The 18,190-nt window shown below is 58.2% G+C and carries 14 protein-coding genes and 1 riboswitch; of the genes, 6 read left to right on the top strand and 8 right to left on the bottom strand.

All coding sequences use genetic code 11. The features are described from left to right. The first annotated feature begins 238 nt into the window (after positions 1–238). Positions 239–1,273, top strand: coding sequence for a bifunctional methionine sulfoxide reductase B/A protein (locus tag F8N36_RS11545; protein ID WP_291332964.1), 1,035 nt, complete (start codon positions 239–241; stop codon positions 1,271–1,273). Positions 1,274–1,410: 137 nt separating this feature from the next. On the opposite strand, the gene ald is transcribed toward F8N36_RS11545, so the two are convergent. Together ald and F8N36_RS11535 are read right to left on the bottom strand one after the other, a co-directional pair. Then, positions 1,411–2,529 (bottom strand): alanine dehydrogenase, encoded by a 1,119-nt coding sequence (ald, locus tag F8N36_RS11540; protein WP_291332963.1) that lies wholly within the window; start codon positions 2,527–2,529, stop codon positions 1,411–1,413. A gap of 192 nt (positions 2,530–2,721) precedes the next feature. Beyond that, positions 2,722–3,807, bottom strand: a complete 1,086-nt coding sequence (locus F8N36_RS11535; protein ID WP_291332962.1) for a BMP family ABC transporter substrate-binding protein — start codon at positions 3,805–3,807, stop codon at positions 2,722–2,724. A 462-nt stretch (positions 3,808–4,269) separates the two neighbouring features. Between F8N36_RS11535 and F8N36_RS11530 the strand changes: the two genes are divergently transcribed. Further along, positions 4,270–5,661 carry a radical SAM protein gene (locus F8N36_RS11530; protein ID WP_291332961.1) on the top strand — a complete coding sequence of 464 codons (1,392 nt, stop codon included), beginning with the start codon at positions 4,270–4,272 and terminating at the stop codon, positions 5,659–5,661. 118 nt (positions 5,662–5,779) lie between these two features. Here the strand turns inward: F8N36_RS11530 and F8N36_RS11525 are convergent, their stop codons facing one another. Next, positions 5,780–7,240, bottom strand: coding sequence for a sodium:proton antiporter (locus F8N36_RS11525; RefSeq protein ID WP_291332960.1), 1,461 nt, complete (start codon positions 7,238–7,240; stop codon positions 5,780–5,782). A gap of 181 nt (positions 7,241–7,421) precedes the next feature. Between F8N36_RS11525 and F8N36_RS11520 the strand changes: the two genes are divergently transcribed. Next, positions 7,422–8,012 carry an RNA methyltransferase gene (locus F8N36_RS11520; protein WP_291332959.1) on the top strand — a complete coding sequence of 197 codons (591 nt, stop codon included), beginning with the start codon at positions 7,422–7,424 and terminating at the stop codon, positions 8,010–8,012. 113 nt (positions 8,013–8,125) lie between these two features. Further along, complete coding sequence (locus F8N36_RS11515; protein WP_291332958.1) at positions 8,126–9,013, top strand: DMT family transporter; 888 nt, start codon at positions 8,126–8,128, stop codon at positions 9,011–9,013. A 162-nt stretch (positions 9,014–9,175) separates the two neighbouring features. On the opposite strand, the gene F8N36_RS11510 is transcribed toward F8N36_RS11515, so the two are convergent. Further along, on the bottom strand, positions 9,176–9,787 hold the full coding sequence (locus F8N36_RS11510) for a hypothetical protein (RefSeq protein WP_291332957.1): 612 nt from the start codon (positions 9,785–9,787) through the stop codon (positions 9,176–9,178). A gap of 223 nt (positions 9,788–10,010) precedes the next feature. On the opposite strand from F8N36_RS11510, the gene uvrA reads away from it, so the two are divergent. After that, positions 10,011–12,965 (top strand): excinuclease ABC subunit UvrA, encoded by a 2,955-nt coding sequence (gene uvrA, locus F8N36_RS11505; protein ID WP_291332956.1) that lies wholly within the window; start codon positions 10,011–10,013, stop codon positions 12,963–12,965. 147 nt (positions 12,966–13,112) lie between these two features. Here the strand turns inward: uvrA and F8N36_RS11500 are convergent, their stop codons facing one another. Together F8N36_RS11500 and F8N36_RS11495 are read right to left on the bottom strand one after the other, a co-directional pair. Next, positions 13,113–13,325, bottom strand: a complete 213-nt coding sequence (locus F8N36_RS11500) for a hypothetical protein (protein WP_291332955.1) — start codon at positions 13,323–13,325, stop codon at positions 13,113–13,115. Between the two features lie 182 nt (positions 13,326–13,507). Beyond that, complete coding sequence (locus F8N36_RS11495) at positions 13,508–13,969, bottom strand: transcriptional repressor (protein WP_291332954.1); 462 nt, start codon at positions 13,967–13,969, stop codon at positions 13,508–13,510. A gap of 325 nt (positions 13,970–14,294) precedes the next feature. Here F8N36_RS11495 and ahpC point away from each other — a divergent pair, with 325 nt between their 5' ends. After that, the gene (ahpC, locus tag F8N36_RS11490) at positions 14,295–14,861 is read left to right on the top strand and encodes an alkyl hydroperoxide reductase subunit C (protein WP_291332953.1); all 567 of its coding nucleotides are present in this window, start codon (positions 14,295–14,297) and stop codon (positions 14,859–14,861) included. A 246-nt stretch (positions 14,862–15,107) separates the two neighbouring features. On the opposite strand, the gene F8N36_RS11485 is transcribed toward ahpC, so the two are convergent. Together F8N36_RS11485 and thiC are read right to left on the bottom strand one after the other, a co-directional pair. Then, positions 15,108–16,319: an iron-containing alcohol dehydrogenase gene (locus F8N36_RS11485; RefSeq protein WP_291332952.1), complete on the bottom strand. Its 1,212-nt coding sequence runs from the start codon at positions 16,317–16,319 to the stop codon at positions 15,108–15,110. A 358-nt stretch (positions 16,320–16,677) separates the two neighbouring features. After that, complete coding sequence (gene thiC / locus F8N36_RS11480; protein WP_291332951.1) at positions 16,678–17,958, bottom strand: phosphomethylpyrimidine synthase ThiC; 1,281 nt, start codon at positions 17,956–17,958, stop codon at positions 16,678–16,680. A gap of 57 nt (positions 17,959–18,015) precedes the next feature. Continuing rightward, a riboswitch (TPP riboswitch) is annotated at positions 18,016–18,131 on the bottom strand. Positions 18,132–18,190: the final 59 nt, after the last annotated feature.

Raw genomic sequence — 18,190 nt, 5'->3', positions numbered from 1 at the left:
TTTGTTTGCAGCAACGCGCCCTTGCAGTTGTACGATAACTTTGTGCCGCGCCTCGCCCTCGACATGTTCCGGCCCGGTGCTTATGTTCAACCATGACGACCCACCGATGCGCCGGGAGGAGCACATGCATACATTTGCGAGGGCCTTTTTTCTCCTAGTTTGCACCCCATTGCTGCTGTTGTGTCTTGGTTTGCCCCCGGTAACGGGCGAAGCCCTGGCAGCGGCCAAGGAGACTGTGATGCAAAAAAACTATCCCATGCCGCCGCTCTCAGGTCTTGAGGCCGATGTGCTGCTGCGCAAGGCCACAGAAGCGCCCTACACGGGCGAATATCTGAACAATCACGCGGCAGGAACCTATATATGCCGCCAGTGCGGCATGCCGCTCTATCATTCGGATGACAAGTTTGAATCAGGCTGCGGCTGGCCCAGCTTTGACAAGGAAGTTGCAGGCGCTGTGCGCCGCGTGCCCGATGCCGATGGTCGCAGGGTAGAGATAACCTGCGCCAACTGCGGCGGACATCTGGGGCATGTATTTGAAGGCGAGGGTTTTACTGAGCGGAACACGCGCCACTGCGTCAACTCGCTTTCCATGAAGTTTGCCCCGGCGGGCAGCGATGAAGAAAAAGCCGCTCTGACCCGGCTGGCAAACAAGGCCTCTGCCGTCTCTCCTTCTGGTACAGCTGGTTCTGGCGCTGCCGCTACTACACCCTCTGCTACCCAAACCTCGGCTGCGGGCGGCTGCACTGCCACGGCAGTTGTGGCGGGCGGCTGCTTTTGGGGGGTGGAAGATGCTTTTCAGAAAATAGCGGGCGTGTGCGAGGCTGTCTCGGGCTACACGGGCGGGCATACGGTCAATCCCAGTTACGAGGACGTCTGCCGGGGTGATACCGGCCATGCGGAGGCCGTGCTGGTGCGTTTTGACCCCACCCGGGTTTCGTACGAGCAGATTTTGCGGCGTTTTTTTGAAATTCACGACCCTACCCAGTTGAACAGGCAGGGGCCAGACTGGGGTGAGCAGTATCGCTCGGCAGTGTTTTATGAAAACGCCGAGCAAAAGGCTGTGGCCCAAAAACTGGTGGCCCGTCTTAAAGAGCTTGGTTACAAGGTGGTCACCCAGATCGAGCCCGCCGGGCCTTTTTATGCGGCAGAAGATTACCATCAGGATTTTACCCGCCGCACGGGCCGGGGCGCGTGCCACATGTCTGTGCCGCGTTTTTCGCAGCGGGCAGACGGAACCCCCGTTGAGTCTGGCAGCGGTTTGAAAAAGCCGTAGGCCCCATAACACGATGCATTCATACCGACGGCACTTGCCGGTATGACTAGCTGGCTTGCTCCAATAAAAAAAGGCCCGTATCTGCCGGAAGATTTCTTCCAGACAGGTACGGGCCATCTTTTATTGTGCAGTTGCTGCTAGCGCAGAATCTGCGCTGTAGAAACGCAGGGCAGGCCAAAGGCTTCGGCCACACCGGCAAAGGTGCACTGGCCGTTGACCGTGTTGAGACCACGCTCAAGAGCGATATTGTCACGGCAGGCGTTTTTCCAGCCTTTGTCCGCCAGCTCCACCGCAAAGGGCAGGGTGGCGTTGGTCAGGGCATAGGTGGAGGTAACCGGCACGGCCCCGGGAATGTTGGCAACGGAGTAATGGATGACGCCGTACTTTTCAAAGGTGGGTTCGTGGTGGGTGGTGGGCCTGCCCGCTGTGGTTTCAAAAGAACCACCCTGGTCAATGGCCACGTCCACTACCACGCTGCCGGGGCGCATGGTCTTGATCATGGCTTCCGTCACCAGTTTGGGGGCCATGGCGCCGGGAATGAGCACGGAGCCGATCACGAGATCGGATTCCTTGACGGCCCCGGCGATGTTGTATTCGTTGGAGGCAAGGGTCTGCACGCGCGAGGAAAAAATGTCGCCAAGATAGCGCAGGCGGTTCAGATTGTTGTCGAGGATGGTCACTTCGGCACCAAGGCCCATGGCCATCTTGGCAGCTTCGGTACCCACCGTGCCGCCGCCCACAATGGCAACGCGGGCGCGCTGCACGCCAGCCACGCCGCCCAGCAGCATGCCAGCGCCGCCAGCCTGTTTGGTCAGAATATACGAGCCCATCTGCACGGCCATGCGGCCAGCCACTTCAGACATGGGGGCCAGCAGGGGCAGGCTGCGGTCCTGCGGCTGTACGGTTTCGTAGGCAAGGCCCACAACGCCCGACTTGAGCAGGGCGTCGGTCAGTTCCTCGTCGGCAGCCAGATGCAGGTAGGTAAACAGCAGCAGGCCGGGGCGGAAATATTTGTATTCGCTGGGCAGGGGCTCCTTGACCTTCATGATCATTTCAGCCTTGGCCCATACCTCCGCCACGGGCAGCATGCTTGCGCCAGCCTTGGCGAACTCGTCATCACCAATGCGGCTGCCAAGCCCCGCACCACTTTCCACCAGAACCTTGTGCCCGTGATCGGTTAAAGCCTTCACACCCGCCGGGGTGATGCCCACGCGGTATTCATCGGCCTTGATCTCCTTGGTGACGCCAATAATCATGGATAATCCTCGCAAGCTTATGGTTGGCGCGTGACCGTATGTTGGGGGTCACGCAGGTTGCATGCATTTGTCCATGGTCTGGGGCGCAGGGGGGGATGACGCCTTTACGGGCTGGCCTGAACCACCCGATGGGAAACCGTATATTCTTTTACGTTTATCAGCAATAAAATTGATTATTCCAGTGGCCACATATTACAGGCAGTCGCACAGTGTGCGTTCGCGCAGTGATTTGAGGCGCACTCCGCCGCTCAGAATTTCGCCGCGCAGCTCGCGCAGCCGGCGGTCAATATCCGGAGGGGCATTTTTGCCAGCAGCAGCCTTGAAAGCAGCCATGTCTGTAATATCCACGCCGCCGTTTTGCAGGTCGCGCACCAGAATTTCCTTGCCCGCAAACTTGCCCGCAGCCGCCGCAGCCACAATCTCATAAACTGCCTTGTCTGGATGCTTGAGGATAGAGGTGATCACATGGCCGGGCAGCTGGGCATCCTTGCTCGTATTGAGGCCCACGGCGTAGGCATTGCGCGCTTTTACTTCCTGCAGGGCAGGGCCGTTGCCCATGCCGCTGGCCAGCACCAGCACGTCCGCGCCCTGATCAAGCAGGTTGCGCGCGGCCGTGCGGCCAGCCTCTGCATTGGCGAACGAGCCGGTTACCACATTCACCACGCGCATTTCGGGGTCGATAACCCGCACACCTTCGGTAAAGCCACCCAGCAGCGAGCGCATGGCGGGGCAGTCCTCGCCGGTGATCCAGCCGATCACCTTGCCGCCGCGCATGCCAGGAAGGGCAGTCTGTCGGGCCGCCATGGCAGCAGCGGCACCAGCAAGGTAGGCCGCCTGCTCGTCAGCAAAGGTTACTGACATGATGTTGGGGGCGCGCACTCCTGCGTCGATGCAGCCAAACATGGTGCGGCGGTAGTTGGCGGCATTATTGCGCAGCACCTCGTGCAGGCCGCTGGAAGCCACCAGTACCAGATCGTTGCTGGCCGCTGCTGTGCGAAACATTTCCTGCAGGGCTGCTTCGTCATGCCCCGGCTGGGCCACCACCACCGTGGGTTTTACGCCCAGATTCTGCTCGGCCTGCCGCAGGCCTTCCACAAGACTGTCGTTCCAGTCGTTGTCGCCCGTGGGAGTTTCAAGCAGCAAGGCCACGCGCAGCGGTGCTTGCGGCTTGCTGGCGTCCGTATCTGTGGCGGCGGTGGTTGTGGCGGGCAAAAAAGCCGCAAGACAGGCAAAAAGCATAAGGGCCAGCAGGAGGTTGGCAACGCGCAGTGTGGGCATGGTGTTTCCTTGCATTCGAGAGGTGTGTCTGTCGCCGCAGGGCTTTGATTAGGCTCTGGCGAGGCTCTGATGGTGGTACCGTACAGGCTTTTTTGGGGCTGGTGGCTGGTGCCCCAGCACATAACTGCCGGGGCAGTATATGTCGCGGCAATATAGCGCTGCGCAAATTGGGGTGCAAGCGGGCTAGGGTGTGGAAAAAAAGCAGAAAAAACTTTTTTTCTGTAAGTATTTGATGGTCGCAGTCATCAGAAATATAGTAATATGCTAAAATTATTTAATATGTGGAGGTCGAGTTTTAACGAAAAAGTTCATTGATTAATCAAACAAGAAGGCGTACATACCTTGACTTGTAAATGTGAAATAAATAACGTGCAGTTTGTGAACAAAATAACATGATGTGCGGTTTTGCCATGTTGGCATTTTCGCCTGAAATAATTGAAAATTATTGCAAGGAAGGTCCCCATGTCTGTTCATGCACAGCCCAGCTGGTTTGATCCCAAGGCCATCGAAACAGCATTGGAAAGAGCAGCCGCGCCCGACAACGCAGAGCTGCGCGATATACTCAACAAGTCGCTCGAGCTGCAACCGCTTTCTATGGAAGAAACAGTGGCTCTCATGTGCGTGCAGGATGGCGTGGGCATTGGGCGCATCATGGCTGTGGCCGACGAAGTAAAGCAGAAGGTCTACGGCGACCGCATTGTGCTTTCCGCCCCGCTGCACATCTCGAACCACTGCGGCAGCGAATGTCTGTACTGTGCGAATCGCAAGAGCAACAAGACCATTGAACGCAAATACATGACCCCGCCTGAAATGCGTCAGGCCGCCCTCAAGCTCATCCGGCAGGGGCACAAGCGCATCTTTCTTGTGAGCGGGCAGCTGCCCAATGCTGATATTGAATATCTGGCCGAAGCCATCAGCATTCTGTACACCGCTTTTGACGGCGTGGGCGAAGTGCACAGTGTCAACGTCAATGTGGGCGCTCTCGAATCGCACGAATACGCCGCCCTGCTTGATTCGTATGTGGGCACCATGCTCATCTATCAGGACACCTACCACGAGGCCAGCTACCGCGCAGCCCACGTATCGGGCCCCAAGAGCGACTATTACGCGCGCCTCAATGCGCCCGATGTGGCCTTTCAGGCTGGTGTGCCCGATGTGGGCAGCGGTCTGATGCTGGGGCTTGGGCCGTGGCAGTATGATCTGCTTGGGGTTGTGCAGCACCAGGCGCACCTGTTGCGGGCCTACAACGCCGGTTGCCGCACCCTGAGCCTGCACCGCATGCGTTGCGCACCTGGCAGCAACATGCAGACCCCCTACCCCGTGAGCGATTCTGAATACCTGCGTTGCGTGGCCATTGCGCGTCTGGCTGTTCCTTACGCTGGCATCATTCTGACTACCAAGGAGCCTGCGGGCCTGTGGCGTGACGGATGCAGCGCCGGTGGTTCGCAGCTGCTCACCGGCAGCGTGGCCAACCCCTACGGCAACTGGATTGAAGATGCCGACCAAAAGGTTGCCTTTCCCATTGGTGAAGACTGCCATGTGGACGAAGTTGTGCGTTTTCTGCTTGAGGAAGCCCGTCACCTGCCGTCTTTTTGTGCGGCCTGCCCCCGGTTGGGCCGCCGTGGTGAAGACTTTTTATCCATGGTGCGCGAATGCGGCATGAAAAACCAGTGCGGCCCCAACTCTGCCGCGTCTTTCCAGGAATTTTTGCTGCACTACGCAACGCCCTACACCCGTATGATGGGTGAACAGCTGCTGACGGAAAAGCTGGAAAAAATGACCACCGTGGAGCTGGGCGCTGCCAAACGCCTGCTCTCCAAGGTGCGCGCAGGCCGTATCGACGAATTCATTTAACAGACTGTTTGCGGCAAACCCTCAGCCGCAACCGTGCTCTGTGATCAACGCAAAAAGGCGGGCATTATGCCCGCCTTTTTGCGTTGCCGATCGTCTGTCAGCCCGGTTGCCGTGCAGCCTACACAAAAAATATCCAGGTAAGCAGCGCGAACATCGGCACAAGAATGCACACAGACCATGCAATATAGCCAAAAAATCCGGGCATGCGCACGCCCTGATCTTCTGCAATGGCGCGCACCATAAAGTTTGGCGCGTTGCCAATATAGCTGCATGCACCCATAAAAACCGCACCGGCAGAGATGGCCGCCAGTGTTTCGGGCATCTGGTGCATGAGGTTTTGCGCGTTGCCGCCGGCAGTGTTGAAAAAGACCATGTAGGTGGGGGCATTGTCGAGAAAGCTTGAGAGAATGCCCGTAAGCCAGAAGTACATGGCGTTGACCGGCTGCCCGTCACGCGAAACCAGCTCCACCAGAGGAGCCAGCGCACCCGATGTGCCCGCCTTGAGAATGGCCATGGCCGGAATCATGCTTACAAAAATGCCAAAGAACAGCTGGGCCACTTCTTCAATGGGCCCCCACGAAAAACCGTTGAGTTCCCTGCAGTTGCGGCTGGTATAGCGCAGTGAAAGCCAGGCAAGAAACAGCAGGGCAGTATCGCGCAGCACGTTTTGCGCCTCAATGGGCACGCCGCCAATGTTCGCCACTGTGCCCAGCGGGTACAGGCCGGAAAGCAGCACCGACAGCACCACGCCCAGCAGAAACAGCAGGTTGATCTTGCCGTCGAGCCCCAGCTTTTCCTGTACCGCGCTGTTTGCCCCCGCAGTTGCACCTGCGGTTTCTTGGGCGGGTGCGGCGGGCGGCAGGGGGCGGCCTTCCTTGTTGTAGAGCACCGTATCAACAACGAAATACAGCGCCAGCAGGGCGACCGACAGACACAGGGTTTTCAGAAAGAGGTGCGAGGTTGTCCAGAAAAAATCCACGCCTTTCAGAAAACCCAGAAACAGCGGCGGGTCGCCCAGCGGAGAAAGTGAACCGCCAATGTTGGCCACCAGAAAAATGAAAAAGACCACAGAATGCACACGGTATTTGCGGTGCGCATTGGCACGCAGCATGGGGCGCACCAGCAGCATGGCGGCACCTGTTGTGCCCATCCAGCTTGCGAGCACAGTGCCCAGCGCCAGAATGCCCAGGTTTACCGGCGGCGTACCCACCAGCGAACCCTTGAGGCGCACGCCCCCGGCCACTGTGTACAGCGAAAACAGCAGTACAAGAAACGGTATGTAATCCAGCAGGATGCTGTGGCAGAATTCATAAAAGGTCACGCCCGGGCCGTAGATGGCCAGACAGGGAACCAGAAAGGCCAGCGCCCAGAAAATGGATATCTTGCCCCGGTGGTGTTCCCAGAAAACGTGGGCCGTGAGTGGCATTATGGCGATGGAAAGCAGCATGCCCCCGAAGGGGATGATCCACCAGGCGGAGAGCGTGCCGGGAACGGAAAGATGGTCGGCAGCGGCAAGGGCCATACCGGGGGCGAGCAGAAGGGCGCTCAGTATGATGGTGACAAAACGGAATAGAGTCATGTTGCTCCTGAAAAAAAGTGAAGGGATTGCAGGCCGGTAAGAAAAACCGGCCAGAAGCGACGCCCCAAGCATAGCCCAAGGCGCGCGGGCAGTCCATGCCCCGTAGGGGGCCGCACTTGCCTGAAAGGCCATTTTCTGCCACACAAGGGCAGCAATCAACTACAAAGTTAAGGTATTTTCCATGCCGAAAGAACCCACTGCCCGCCGCAAGGCCCGTTTTCTTGAAGTGCTGAGCCACCGCCAGCCCGACCTTACGCTGGTGCTTGCCAATATTCACGACCCGCACAATGTTTCGGCCATCTACCGGTCGTGCGATGCTTTTGGCGTGAGCCGTGTGCACCTGTATTATACCAACACGGCATTTCCCGCGCTGGGGCGCAAAACATCTGCTTCGGCCCGCAAATGGGTAGAAACCGAGCGCCACAAGACCTGCGACGACATGATGGCAGAGCTGCGCGGTCAGGGCATGCAGGTGCTTGCCACCTCTTTTACCGAAAAGGCGCGCCCCATGCGTGACTGGGACTTTACGCGTCCCACGGCTGTTATCATGGGCAACGAGCACAGCGGCGTGGAGCCGGAACTTCTGGCTGCCGCCGATGGCGAGCTGTACATTCCCATGTACGGCATGATCCAGAGCTTCAACGTGTCTGTCGCTTCGGCCATTATTCTGGCAGAAGCAGCACGTCAGCGCGAGGCAGCAGGCATGTACGCCGCTCCCCGTTACGACGCGGCAACCCTTGAGACCCGCCTTGGGGAGTGGTTGGAAAAGTAGCGATAGCCCGAATTGGCCGATATCCGGCCACAAAAGCCCGGGCCGCCCGCGCGGCGTATGCGGGCGATACTTCTGGCTTTTGCACTGTGTAACTATTCCGCCGGCGAATAGTAATGAACAACCCAGCCCTGGTCTGTCAGGCCTATGCCTTTGCAACAGTGGTATTGTGGTCCACAGCCTATGTGTACACCAAGGTAGCGCTCGAGTTTTTTACTCCCGGCCCGCTGGGCCTTGTACGTTGCGCCGTGGCATCACTTGCATTTCTTGTCATTCTGCCGGTCATGGGCAAGGGACGGTGCGGTTTTTTTCTGCCTGCCGTGCGGCATCTGCCCCTGATCGCGGCATCTGGCCTCAGCGGTTTTACGCTTTACCTGCTGGCATTCAACGAAGGCTCCATCAGCCTCAACCCCACCACCAACTGCATTGTTATTTCAACCGTGCCCATTTTGACGGCAGCTCTGGCCCGCATGTTTTTTGATGAGCGGTTGCCTGTGCTGCGCTGGATGGCGCTGGCGCTGGCCTTTGGCGGCGTGGTGCTGATGAATAGCGGCGGGCGCGGCTTTATGCTGGCGCCGGGCATGGGCTGGGTACTGGTGGCTGCGGTTTTGCTGAGCCTGTACAACATTGTGCAGCGCACGCTTTTGCGGCACTACGGCTCGTTGCAGATTGCGGCGTGGAGTTTTTTTGCCGGTACGCTGTTCTTGCTTTATTGCCTGCCGCAAACCATGGCAGAGCTGCGGGCTGCGCCCGCACATGCCCTGTGGCTGGTGCTGTTTCTCGGTATTTTCCCCAGTGCCGCGGCCTATCTGTTCTGGGCACGAGCCCTTGCCATAACTCCGCGCACCAGCCTTGTGACCAACTACATGTTTCTGACACCCTTTTTGGCCATGCTGCTCGATTTTGCAGTGAGAGGCGGGCTGCCCGAAGCCTCGACCTTTATGGGCGGGGCGGTCATCATGGGGGCTTTGTTGCTGTTCAGCCTTGCGGGCAAGAGGGGATAAACTGTCCTTTGCTTTCTGGCAGAGTCAGCGGAGAAGATACCAACGTGCTTGCCCCCACACGGTTTTTTGCACAAAACAAAGCCCGTTGCAGCTGGATACACTTCGGCTGCAACGGGCTTTTCCCCTCTCGGGAACCCAACCCTTGATTTTTACACGGCGCGGCTAGTCGGTATGCGGCTGCACCAGCTTTTCAAAATTCTTGCCGTTCCACTGAAAGCTCACATCGTTGTCTACCGGCACATGGGCCATGCCCGTGCTTGTCCAGAAGAGCGGTTGGGCCTTCAGCCCTCCAAGGCCCAGGCAGATCATCACCGTGGCTTTCACATCGGGCGGCATTTTGCGTCCAGGGGCAAAAAAAGTACTGATGTCAGGCTCTTGCGGCGTATCGACTGGCACCGTGCGGCCTGTGGCGTCAACCCGCCACAACTCAAGAGTGCAGACAGAACCACCCAGGGTGCCAAAGGCCGCCAGCACTGAGCCATCGGTGCTGTGGCGGAACAGGCGCAGTGCCACGGCGGTATCCCTGAAAGGCAGCGAGGCAAAAACCATCACGTCTTCGGTTTCGCCAGCCACTTCCCAGAATTCCGAATGGCCGGCGGAGAGCAGTTTCTGCTTTTCCGGGGGGCTCAAGCCTTCTGGCGTGTTTTCAAAAATACTTTCGGGCAGCAGAGCAAAAATGTTGCGAGCGGTCACTTCGCTTTCAGCGGCCCTGGCAGGGCAGGAGAGTGTGGCAAGCAACAGGGCAAACAATAGGTAGTGTATATGACGCGGCATACATCCTCCCGCAAGACAAAGGGTTGCAGAGAACAGACGTGCTGTAAAAAAATTTATACCGCTTTCGGCAAAGCTTGTCCATGCAAAGACTGACAGCCAGTGCGCAGCAGACTGCGAGAGTCAAAAGCCAAACAGCTCCATGGCGTACTGCCACTGCGGCACCTGCAAAAATACGCGGTGGCAGCCCTTGCCAATGCCCCCTGGGCCGCTTACATATGCTTTCATGAACACAAGCAAGCACTGCATCCACATTGAAAAGGCCCGCCAGCACAATCTCAAAAACATCAGTCTGGACATTCCCCGCGACGAGCTGGTGGTGATCTGCGGGCCTTCGGGCTCAGGCAAATCAACCCTCGCCTTTGACATCGTGTATGCCGAAGGGCAACGCCGCTATGTGGAATCGCTTTCTGCCTACGCCCGCCAGTTTCTGCCCCAGATGGACAAGCCAGATGTGGAAAAGATCGAGGGCCTTTCGCCCGCCATATCGCTTGAACAGCAGAGCGTTTCGCGCAATCCGCGCTCCACGGTGGGAACCGTAACGGAAATTTATGACTTTTTGCGCGTTTTTTTCGCACGTCTTGGCCGCATGTACTGCCCGCAGTGCGGGCGGCCCATCGAGGCCCGCGCAGCCGACGAAATAATTGCCGACATCATGGCCCTGCCGCAGGGCACCAAGTTTATGGTCATGGCCCCGCTGGTTGAGTTGCAAAAAGGGACGCATCAGGACAAGTTCAAGAAGCTCAAGGCCGAGGGCTTTGCACGTGTGCGCGTGAACGGCGAATTTTATACGCTGGACGACGTGCCCGCGCTCGACAAGAACAAGAAGCACTCCATTGATCTGGTGGTTGACCGCCTGGTGAACAAGGAGGGCATTCGGGGCCGCCTGGCCGATTCCGTAGAGCTGGCACTGCGCTATGGTGAGGGCCGCCTTGTGCTGCACGAGCCGGACAAGGCCACCGCAGGGCAGGAGGCCGACACCGTGCATTCCACCACCTCGGTGTGCGCGCACTGCCGTATTTCTCTGCCCGCCCCCAGCCCGCAGCTTTTTTCGTTTAACGGGCCGCAGGGGGCCTGCCCGCGTTGCGTGGGCCTTGGCGGGGTAGACTATTTTGAGCCGCGACTCATCGCCCCCAACATGGGGCTTTCGCTGAATACGGGCGCATTGCTGCCCTGGGCCACGGACAAAATGTTCAACCGCTACGAGGACGCCCTCAAGGCCCTGGGCAAGCGCTTCGAATTTCAGCTTTCCACGCCGCTTGAGCAGTTTAGCGAAGACGCGCTTTCCGCCCTGTTTTATGGCGAGGACGAGCAGGGCCGCCCCGCGCGCGGTTCGCTTGGCCTGCGCCGCAACTGGATGGGCGGCAGCGTGGCTCTTGGGGCTGGCGGCGATTACCAGAGCGAGCATTTTTCTGATGCCCTGCGTGCGCAGGGGCAGGTGGGCGTGAGCGAAAAACGCTGGCCCGGCGTTATTCCCCTGCTCGAAAGCGGCATGCAGTACGGCGATGCGTGGCGCGAGGCGTTGGCACGTTTTCGGCAGACCATGGATTGCCCAGACTGTCACGGCGCACGGCTCAACACCAATGCGCTTTCTGTGCGTGTGGATGACCTGAATATCGCGCAGTTCTGCAACCTTTCTGTGGAGCGCGCGCTGGAATGGCTGGGGCAGCGGGAATTTACGGGGCGGCATGTGATTATTGCCGAGCCGCTCATGAAAGAGCTGACCCACCGCCTTTCATTCATGCGCAGTGTGGGGCTTGAATACCTCTCGCTGGGGCGTTCCATGTCCACGCTTTCGGGCGGCGAGGCCCAGCGCATCCGCCTGGCCTCACAGCTGGGCTCTGGCCTTGTGGGCGTTACCTATGTGCTCGATGAGCCTTCTATCGGTCTGCACCCCCGCGACAACGAGCGTCTGCTGGGAACCCTGCGTTCATTGCAGGCGCGCGGCAATACCGTGCTTGTGGTGGAACACGACGAGGCCACCATCTGCGCGGCCGATACGGTCATTGAGCTTGGCCCCGGTTCTGGCTCGCAGGGCGGCGAAATCATGTTTCAGGGCAGGGTGGACGACCTGCTGGGCAAAGCCGACACTCTCACGGCCCGCTATCTGCGCGGCGACGACGTCATCGCCCTGCCCGACGAGCGGCGCGAAGGGCAGGGGGCGCTGGTCATGCACGGCATAACCACCAACAACCTGCGCAACATCGACTGCCGTATCCCGCTGGGTGTGCTGACCTGCGTGACCGGTGTTTCCGGCTCAGGCAAAAGCTCACTGGTGGTGGATACCCTCTATAAGCATGTGGCCCTGAATCTTGGTCTGCGCGTGGACCAGCCCGGCACCATCGCGGGGCTGGAATATGAAGAGGGCTCCGCGCCGGTGGAACGCATCGTGGCCATCGACCAGACGCCCATTGGCCGTACGCCGCGTTCCAACCCAGCCACCTACACCAAGATTTTTGATGAAATACGCAATATCTTTGCCATGACCCAGGATGCCCGCAAACGCGGCTACAAGCCGGGTCGGTTCAGCTTTAACGTGCGCGGGGGCCGCTGCGAGGCCTGCGGAGGCGACGGGCAGATCAGGGTTGAAATGCACTTTTTGCCCGATGTGTACGTTACCTGCGATGTGTGCAAGGGCAAGCGCTACAACCACGAAACTCTCGAGGTGCGTTACAAGGGGCTGAACATCGCCGAAGTGCTCGATCTCACCGTGCATCAGGCCCGCCAGCTGTTTGAAAGTTACCCCTCGCTCGAGCGCCGCCTTGCCGTGCTGGAAGAAGTGGGGCTCGAATACCTGCGGCTGGGTCAGCCCGCCACCACGCTTTCTGGCGGCGAGGCGCAGCGCATCAAGATTTCGCGTGAGCTGGGCAAGCGCTCGCTGCCGGGGACCATGTACATTCTCGACGAGCCCACCACGGGCCTGCACATGCACGAGGTGGGCAAGCTCATCAAAGTGTTGCACGCCCTGGTAGACCGGGGTGCCAGCGTAGTGGTCATTGAACACAATACCGACATGATTCTGGCTTCTGACCATGTGCTGGACATGGGGCCGGGCGGTGGTGAAAACGGCGGGCAGATTGTTTCTGCCGGTACGCCGGAGGCCATCGTGGCCGATCCCAATTCCATTACCGGGCGTTTTCTCATGCAGGAGAGGCTCGACAGGCTCAAACGGCGCAACTAGGCTCAGTTTTCAAGAATAGCTGACATGAACAAGCAAAAACCCGGAGGAATCCGGGTTTTTGCTTGTTTGCGGCATTACGCAAGAAAAAGCTCGCGGTTCGCGGTCTGCCGCATACGAACCGCAGGAGGGGGATTAAAATTGCAGCGCTTACTTTTTGAGCTCAAACTTGATGCGCTTGCCTTCAAGGCGTTGCGATTCGGCATCGGTGGGTGAGCAGCCGCACGAACTTTTTTTTGCGCTGTCGCAACCGCCGTCACAACAGCCGCACTTGCCCTTGCTTATGGACGTGTAAATGCGGCGGCCAAAATAATAGGCTGCCGCCGCTATGCACAAAATGACGACAATCAGTTGGATATCCATGCTTCACCTTCTTGTTCCCGGTGGTCTCTTTCGGCCATGTGGGGAATGTGTGCCTGAAGTGTGCTGCAATAGAAAATGAATGTCAACTTCGTTTGAAGCCAGGCAATAAAAAAATTGTCCAGGGCCATAAAAAAGGCTGCCCTGAGGCAGCCTTTTTTATGAATTATCCGGGTATGAGCGTGCTAGTCTTCCTGTGCGGCCTTGTCGCGGCATTCCTTGCAGATGCCGTAAAGGTTGTGCACATGCCCGCGCAATTTGAAGCCGTATTTTTCGGCCATTTCTTTTTGCAGTTTTTCAATGCGCGGATCGCATATTTCCACAATTTTGCCGCAATCAAGGCAAACAAGATGGTCGTGATGGCTGTCCGGCTTGGCGATTTCGTAGCGGGTGATGCCGTCGCTAAAGTGGATTTCCATTGCCATGCCGGCATCGCACAGCAGCTTGAGCGTGCGGTACACCGTGGTTTGGCCGATGCCGGAATCGCGCTTGATCACATGCTGATAAAATTCTTCAAGCGAGTGGTGGCCGGGCAGTTCAAAAAAAGCCTCGGCAATGATGCGTCGCTGGGATGTGGTGTTCAGTCCCTTGCGGTTCATGAAATCCAAAAAATCCGCCAGGCAGGCGTTATTTTGCTGCGTTGTCATTCTGTGCCCACCCCTGGTTGAACAAGTGTGCGTTTGTTAAAGCTGCGGTACAAATATGGTTTGCTACCGTAACCATACGCATACCTTTTGGCCTAAAAAACCGCAAAAAGCAATGCAGAAGGGCACATGCCGCCAGGCATGGGTTTGCAGACAGTAAATAGTGCTACCGTTGGGCAGCCGCATATGACACACTTTCCAAAAAAAAAGGAGGTGGAATTTTTCTGTCGAATTTGCTTGACAGTAATATTAGGATTGAATACTGTTTTCAAAACAAGGTTAGAGCAACCTCTGCCGAAGCAGACTGCTTCGTCGTAAGGATCCAATCATGGGAAATCTCATCAATAAAGCGGTAGAGCCTTTCAGCGTAATGGCCTTTCACGCCGGTGAGCTGAAAACGGTTACAGAAGCCGACCTCAAGGGACACTGGTCGGTATTCTTCTTCTATCCTGCCGACTTTACGTTTGTTTGCCCCACGGAGCTTGAAGACCTGGCCGAAACCTACGACCAGTTCAAAAAGCTCAATTGCGAAATATACTCCGTCTCCACCGACAGCGCCTTTGTGCACAAGGCATGGGCCGACGCCTCGCCCAGCATAGCCAAGATACGCTATCCCATGCTGGCAGACTGCGCGGGCGCGCTATGCACCGCCTTTGGTGTGATGATTGAAGGAGCCGGTCAGGCCCTGCGCGGCAGTTTTCTGGTTAATCCCGATGGCCTGATCAAGGCCTATGAAATTCACGATACGCCCATTGGCCGCAATGTTGAAGAACTGCTGCGCAAGCTTGAAGCCGCGCAGTTTGTGGCCGAACACGGCGATCAGGTATGCCCCGCCCGCTGGAAACCCGGCAGCGCCACGCTGAAACCGGGCCTTGATCTGGTGGGCAAGCTGTAGGCAAACACGGCGCACGCAGATAACACGCCGTTTTTCTTCCTCCAAATGCCCTTCCTCAGGCAACCCCGCTGAAATGGGTCAGCACGCAAGTGCTGATCCATTTTTTTGTCTCCATTGGGCAGCCTTGCTGCTACTGGTGGGGCGCAAAATATGCAGAAGTTTTTTTATGATAATGAAAGAGCCAGCATCTGCGTGCTGGCCCTTTTTAATTGCAACGCAAATTGCGTTGGCAATGGCGATCTGTTCTTAAGCCAATGGTTTGAGAGAATTGGTGTAGATGCGCGCCACGCGCTCGCGGGTTCCTTCCACCGGTGCAACAGAAATCAGCAGGCCCAACGAAGGAGTCTGCTCAACAAGGTCACAGAATTTTTCAATATCCTGTGCGGTCACGCCGATATCTTCAAGTTTTTGCGTTACACCCACGCTGGCAAGCCACTGCTCAACGGCCTTTGCCGCCACGGGTGCTTCCTCCGGCAGGCCTTTAAGTCCGGGGGCCATGGGTGCGAGAATGTGCGCCAGCACATCGGGTCGCGCGGGGTAGCATTCAAGAATCACGGCGGGCAGCAGTACCGCCAGACCAAGGCCATGCGAAAGATCGGGGCTGACAGCACTCAGCGGGTGCTCCAGAGCGTGGGTAAAGTGCAGCAGGCCGTTGTCAAAGGCCACGCCCGCCTGCATGGCCGCATAGCACAGCTGGTGGCGAGCCTTGAGGTCGGCGGGGTTTGCCAGCACGGCGGGCAGCCACTGGTGCACCAGCCGGATTGTTTCTGCCGCCAGCGAAATGGCAAGAGGATTGGTAACCGTGGTTGTGGCTGCCTCCACCACATGGTTGACGGCGTCGATGGAAACGTAGCGCGTCTGGTCGGGCGAGAGCCCGGTCATGAGCGCCGGATCGTCGATGGCGTAGCGCGGGTAGATGCAGTCGTACGCGATTGCGGGTTTGTAATTAAGCTTGGTCACCGTGGCCACGGCAAAGCGGTTCACTTCGCTGCCCGTACCGTGGGTCAGGTTGATGGCAATAACCGGCAGGGCCGTTTGTGGCGTAAAGCGGTAGCAGTACAGATCCTCGCCGGTCTTGCCGGGGTTTGCCAGCAGGATGGCGGCGCTTTTACCGCAGTCAATGGGACTGCCGCCGCCAATGGCGAGCACTGCGCCCACGTTGGCCTCGCGGCCCATGGCTGCGGCTTCGTCAACACTGTCTGTGGTGGGGTTTGGGGTAACGCGGTTATAGAGCGCAAGGGTTATGCCGTGCTTTTGGGCTGCGGCCTCAACCTTGTCCCACGCGCCGGTGATCTTGTACGAACGGCCACCGCACACACAAAGCACCGCGTTGATGCCCTCGCTTTTGAGCTGGGCAAGTATGTCGTCTATTTTATCAATGGCCCCCACACCCAGATAAGTGGTGGTTTTGACGCGAATTTCCCGAACATTGTTATAGTCTTCTGCCTGATTCCACATGGTTTTCTCCTTGATGCTATAGATCGCTACCGCAGAGGCGGCTGATATACCGATTTTTGTTATTTTTTTCACATGCAGTCTTTATAAGAATTATCGGGCGCATAGTAAAGCTCTTTGAGCGCACAAACATTTTTTTCACGCAAAATAATTAAGCGCGATGACCAATGCCCATTGGGGGCCAAAACTTACGAGGCCAAAATCAGCACAAAAGACAGGCAGGGTAAGGGCAGAAAGAGCGGGAAAACGGCGTGATATCTTGGATACCGCGGTGCGGACAATATGGCAGCTGGCGTTGCTGCAAGAAAAGCGGGAGGCTCCGCAGAGCCTCCCCCAGTATCATTTGTGGCTGTGCCCAGGCCTAGTGCCCGCGCAGCATTTTGACAGAGCAGAACTTGCCGCACATGGCGCAGACTTCTTCAGTCTTGTGGTCTTCGCGGCGTTTTTCGAGCATCTGCGGATCAAGGGCGGCCTTGTGCATGGCATCCCAGTCCAGAGCCTTGCGGGCGGCGTTCATGGCTGCCTCGCGGGCAACGGCGGCGGGGCGGCCAAGGGCCACTTCGCCTACATGGGCTGCCACGCGCGAGGCCATCACGCCGGCGCGCACGTCTGCCTCATCGGGCAGGGTGAGGTGCTCAGCGGGGGTGAGGTAGCACAAAAAGTCCACACCGGCCTCCACGCCCATGGCGCCGCCGATGGCACCGGCAATGTGATCGTAGCCGGGGGCGCTGTCGCAGCACAGGGGGCCAAGCACATACAGGGGGGCATTGTTGGTGAGGCGCTTGATGCCCTGAATCTGGGTGCGCACCTGATTGAGCGGCACATGGCCGGGGCCTTCGATCATGCACTGCACGCCGCGCTCAAGGGCATATTTGGCAAGCTGGCCCAGGTTGATGACTTCTTCCCACTGGGCTGCGTCGCCCGCGTCCACGCCAGCGCCGGGGCGCAGGCCGTCGCCCAGCGAAAGGGTAACGTTGTAGGGGCGGCAGATCTCGAGCAGACGGTCGTAGTATTCAAGCAGGGGATTTTCGCGGTTGTTCTCGAGCATCCAGCGGGCCAGCATGGAGCCGCCACGCGAAACAATGCCCAGCACGCGGTTGTTCTTGACGGCCATTTCTGCGCCGCGCTTGGAAAGGCCGCAGTGCACGGTGATAAAGTCCACACCCTGCTCGGCCTGCTTGGCGATTTCGTCAAACAGGGCATCGGGCTGCATGGTGGCAATGTCCTGCTCTGCGTCCAGAATCTGTTGACCCACGGCGTAGAGGGGCACGGTGCCAAGGGGCAGGGGGCAGGCCTTGAGCATGCCAAGGCGCAGCGCGTCCAGATCGCCCGCGATGGAAAGATCCATCACGGTATCGGCCCCGGCTTCGAGGGCGGCCTTGATCTTGCGTTCTTCGGTGGCCGGGCAGTTGCACAGGGGCGACGTGCCGATGTTGGCGTTCACCTTGATGCGCGAGGGCTGGCCCACAAGCAGGGGCTTGAGGTTGGGGTGCGCGGGGTTGCCCAGCAACACCATTGTGCCTGCCTCAATGGCATCGACAATGGTTTGCGGTGCGAGTTGTTCTTCCTCAGCAAGGGTGGTGAGGTATTTGTCCAGCAGACCGCTCAGGGCGGAGTTCTGCGAAAGGAGAGATGCAGACATGGTGTGTGCCTCGCGGGTTGCGACGCAGGGCGCAAAAAAAGCCACAAGCGCGGAACAGCATCGTGGCCGCGGCTTCCCTACGGCAGTGCGAACTGCGTCAGGTTCATAGGGTCTGGGAATGTCCCACTCTCAGCCGTCAGACCTTGCGGCCCACGGCTCCCCTAGCACTGGTTGCATAAATAGCGCTTATGCCCGTGGCTGTAAAGCCCGCGCACCATGCGCCTTGCTTTTG

Origin of the sequence: Desulfovibrio sp. (genome assembly GCF_009712225.1) — a bacterium.
Taxonomy (GTDB): domain Bacteria; phylum Desulfobacterota; class Desulfovibrionia; order Desulfovibrionales; family Desulfovibrionaceae; genus Desulfovibrio.
Note: the sequence above shows the minus strand (reverse complement) of the source record. Positions and strands in the feature narration are given on the sequence as shown.

Coding starts and splice junctions, on each gene's coding strand:
- F8N36_RS11520 (WP_291332959.1), top strand. CDS start 7,422: ATGCCGAAAGAACCCACTGCCCGCCGCAAGGCCCGTTTTCTTGAAGTG.
- ahpC (WP_291332953.1), top strand. CDS start 14,295: ATGGGAAATCTCATCAATAAAGCGGTAGAGCCTTTCAGCGTAATGGCC.
- F8N36_RS11485 (WP_291332952.1), bottom strand. CDS start 16,319: ATGTGGAATCAGGCAGAAGACTATAACAATGTTCGGGAAATTCGCGTC.
- F8N36_RS11500 (WP_291332955.1), bottom strand. CDS start 13,325: ATGGATATCCAACTGATTGTCGTCATTTTGTGCATAGCGGCGGCAGCC.
- F8N36_RS11510 (WP_291332957.1), bottom strand. CDS start 9,787: ATGCCGCGTCATATACACTACCTATTGTTTGCCCTGTTGCTTGCCACA.
- thiC (WP_291332951.1), bottom strand. CDS start 17,958: ATGTCTGCATCTCTCCTTTCGCAGAACTCCGCCCTGAGCGGTCTGCTG.
- ald (WP_291332963.1), bottom strand. CDS start 2,529: ATGATTATTGGCGTCACCAAGGAGATCAAGGCCGATGAATACCGCGTG.
- F8N36_RS11535 (WP_291332962.1), bottom strand. CDS start 3,807: ATGCCCACACTGCGCGTTGCCAACCTCCTGCTGGCCCTTATGCTTTTT.
- F8N36_RS11545 (WP_291332964.1), top strand. CDS start 239: ATGCAAAAAAACTATCCCATGCCGCCGCTCTCAGGTCTTGAGGCCGAT.
- F8N36_RS11525 (WP_291332960.1), bottom strand. CDS start 7,240: ATGACTCTATTCCGTTTTGTCACCATCATACTGAGCGCCCTTCTGCTC.
- F8N36_RS11515 (WP_291332958.1), top strand. CDS start 8,126: ATGAACAACCCAGCCCTGGTCTGTCAGGCCTATGCCTTTGCAACAGTG.
- F8N36_RS11530 (WP_291332961.1), top strand. CDS start 4,270: ATGTCTGTTCATGCACAGCCCAGCTGGTTTGATCCCAAGGCCATCGAA.
- F8N36_RS11495 (WP_291332954.1), bottom strand. CDS start 13,969: ATGACAACGCAGCAAAATAACGCCTGCCTGGCGGATTTTTTGGATTTC.
- uvrA (WP_291332956.1), top strand. CDS start 10,011: ATGAACACAAGCAAGCACTGCATCCACATTGAAAAGGCCCGCCAGCAC.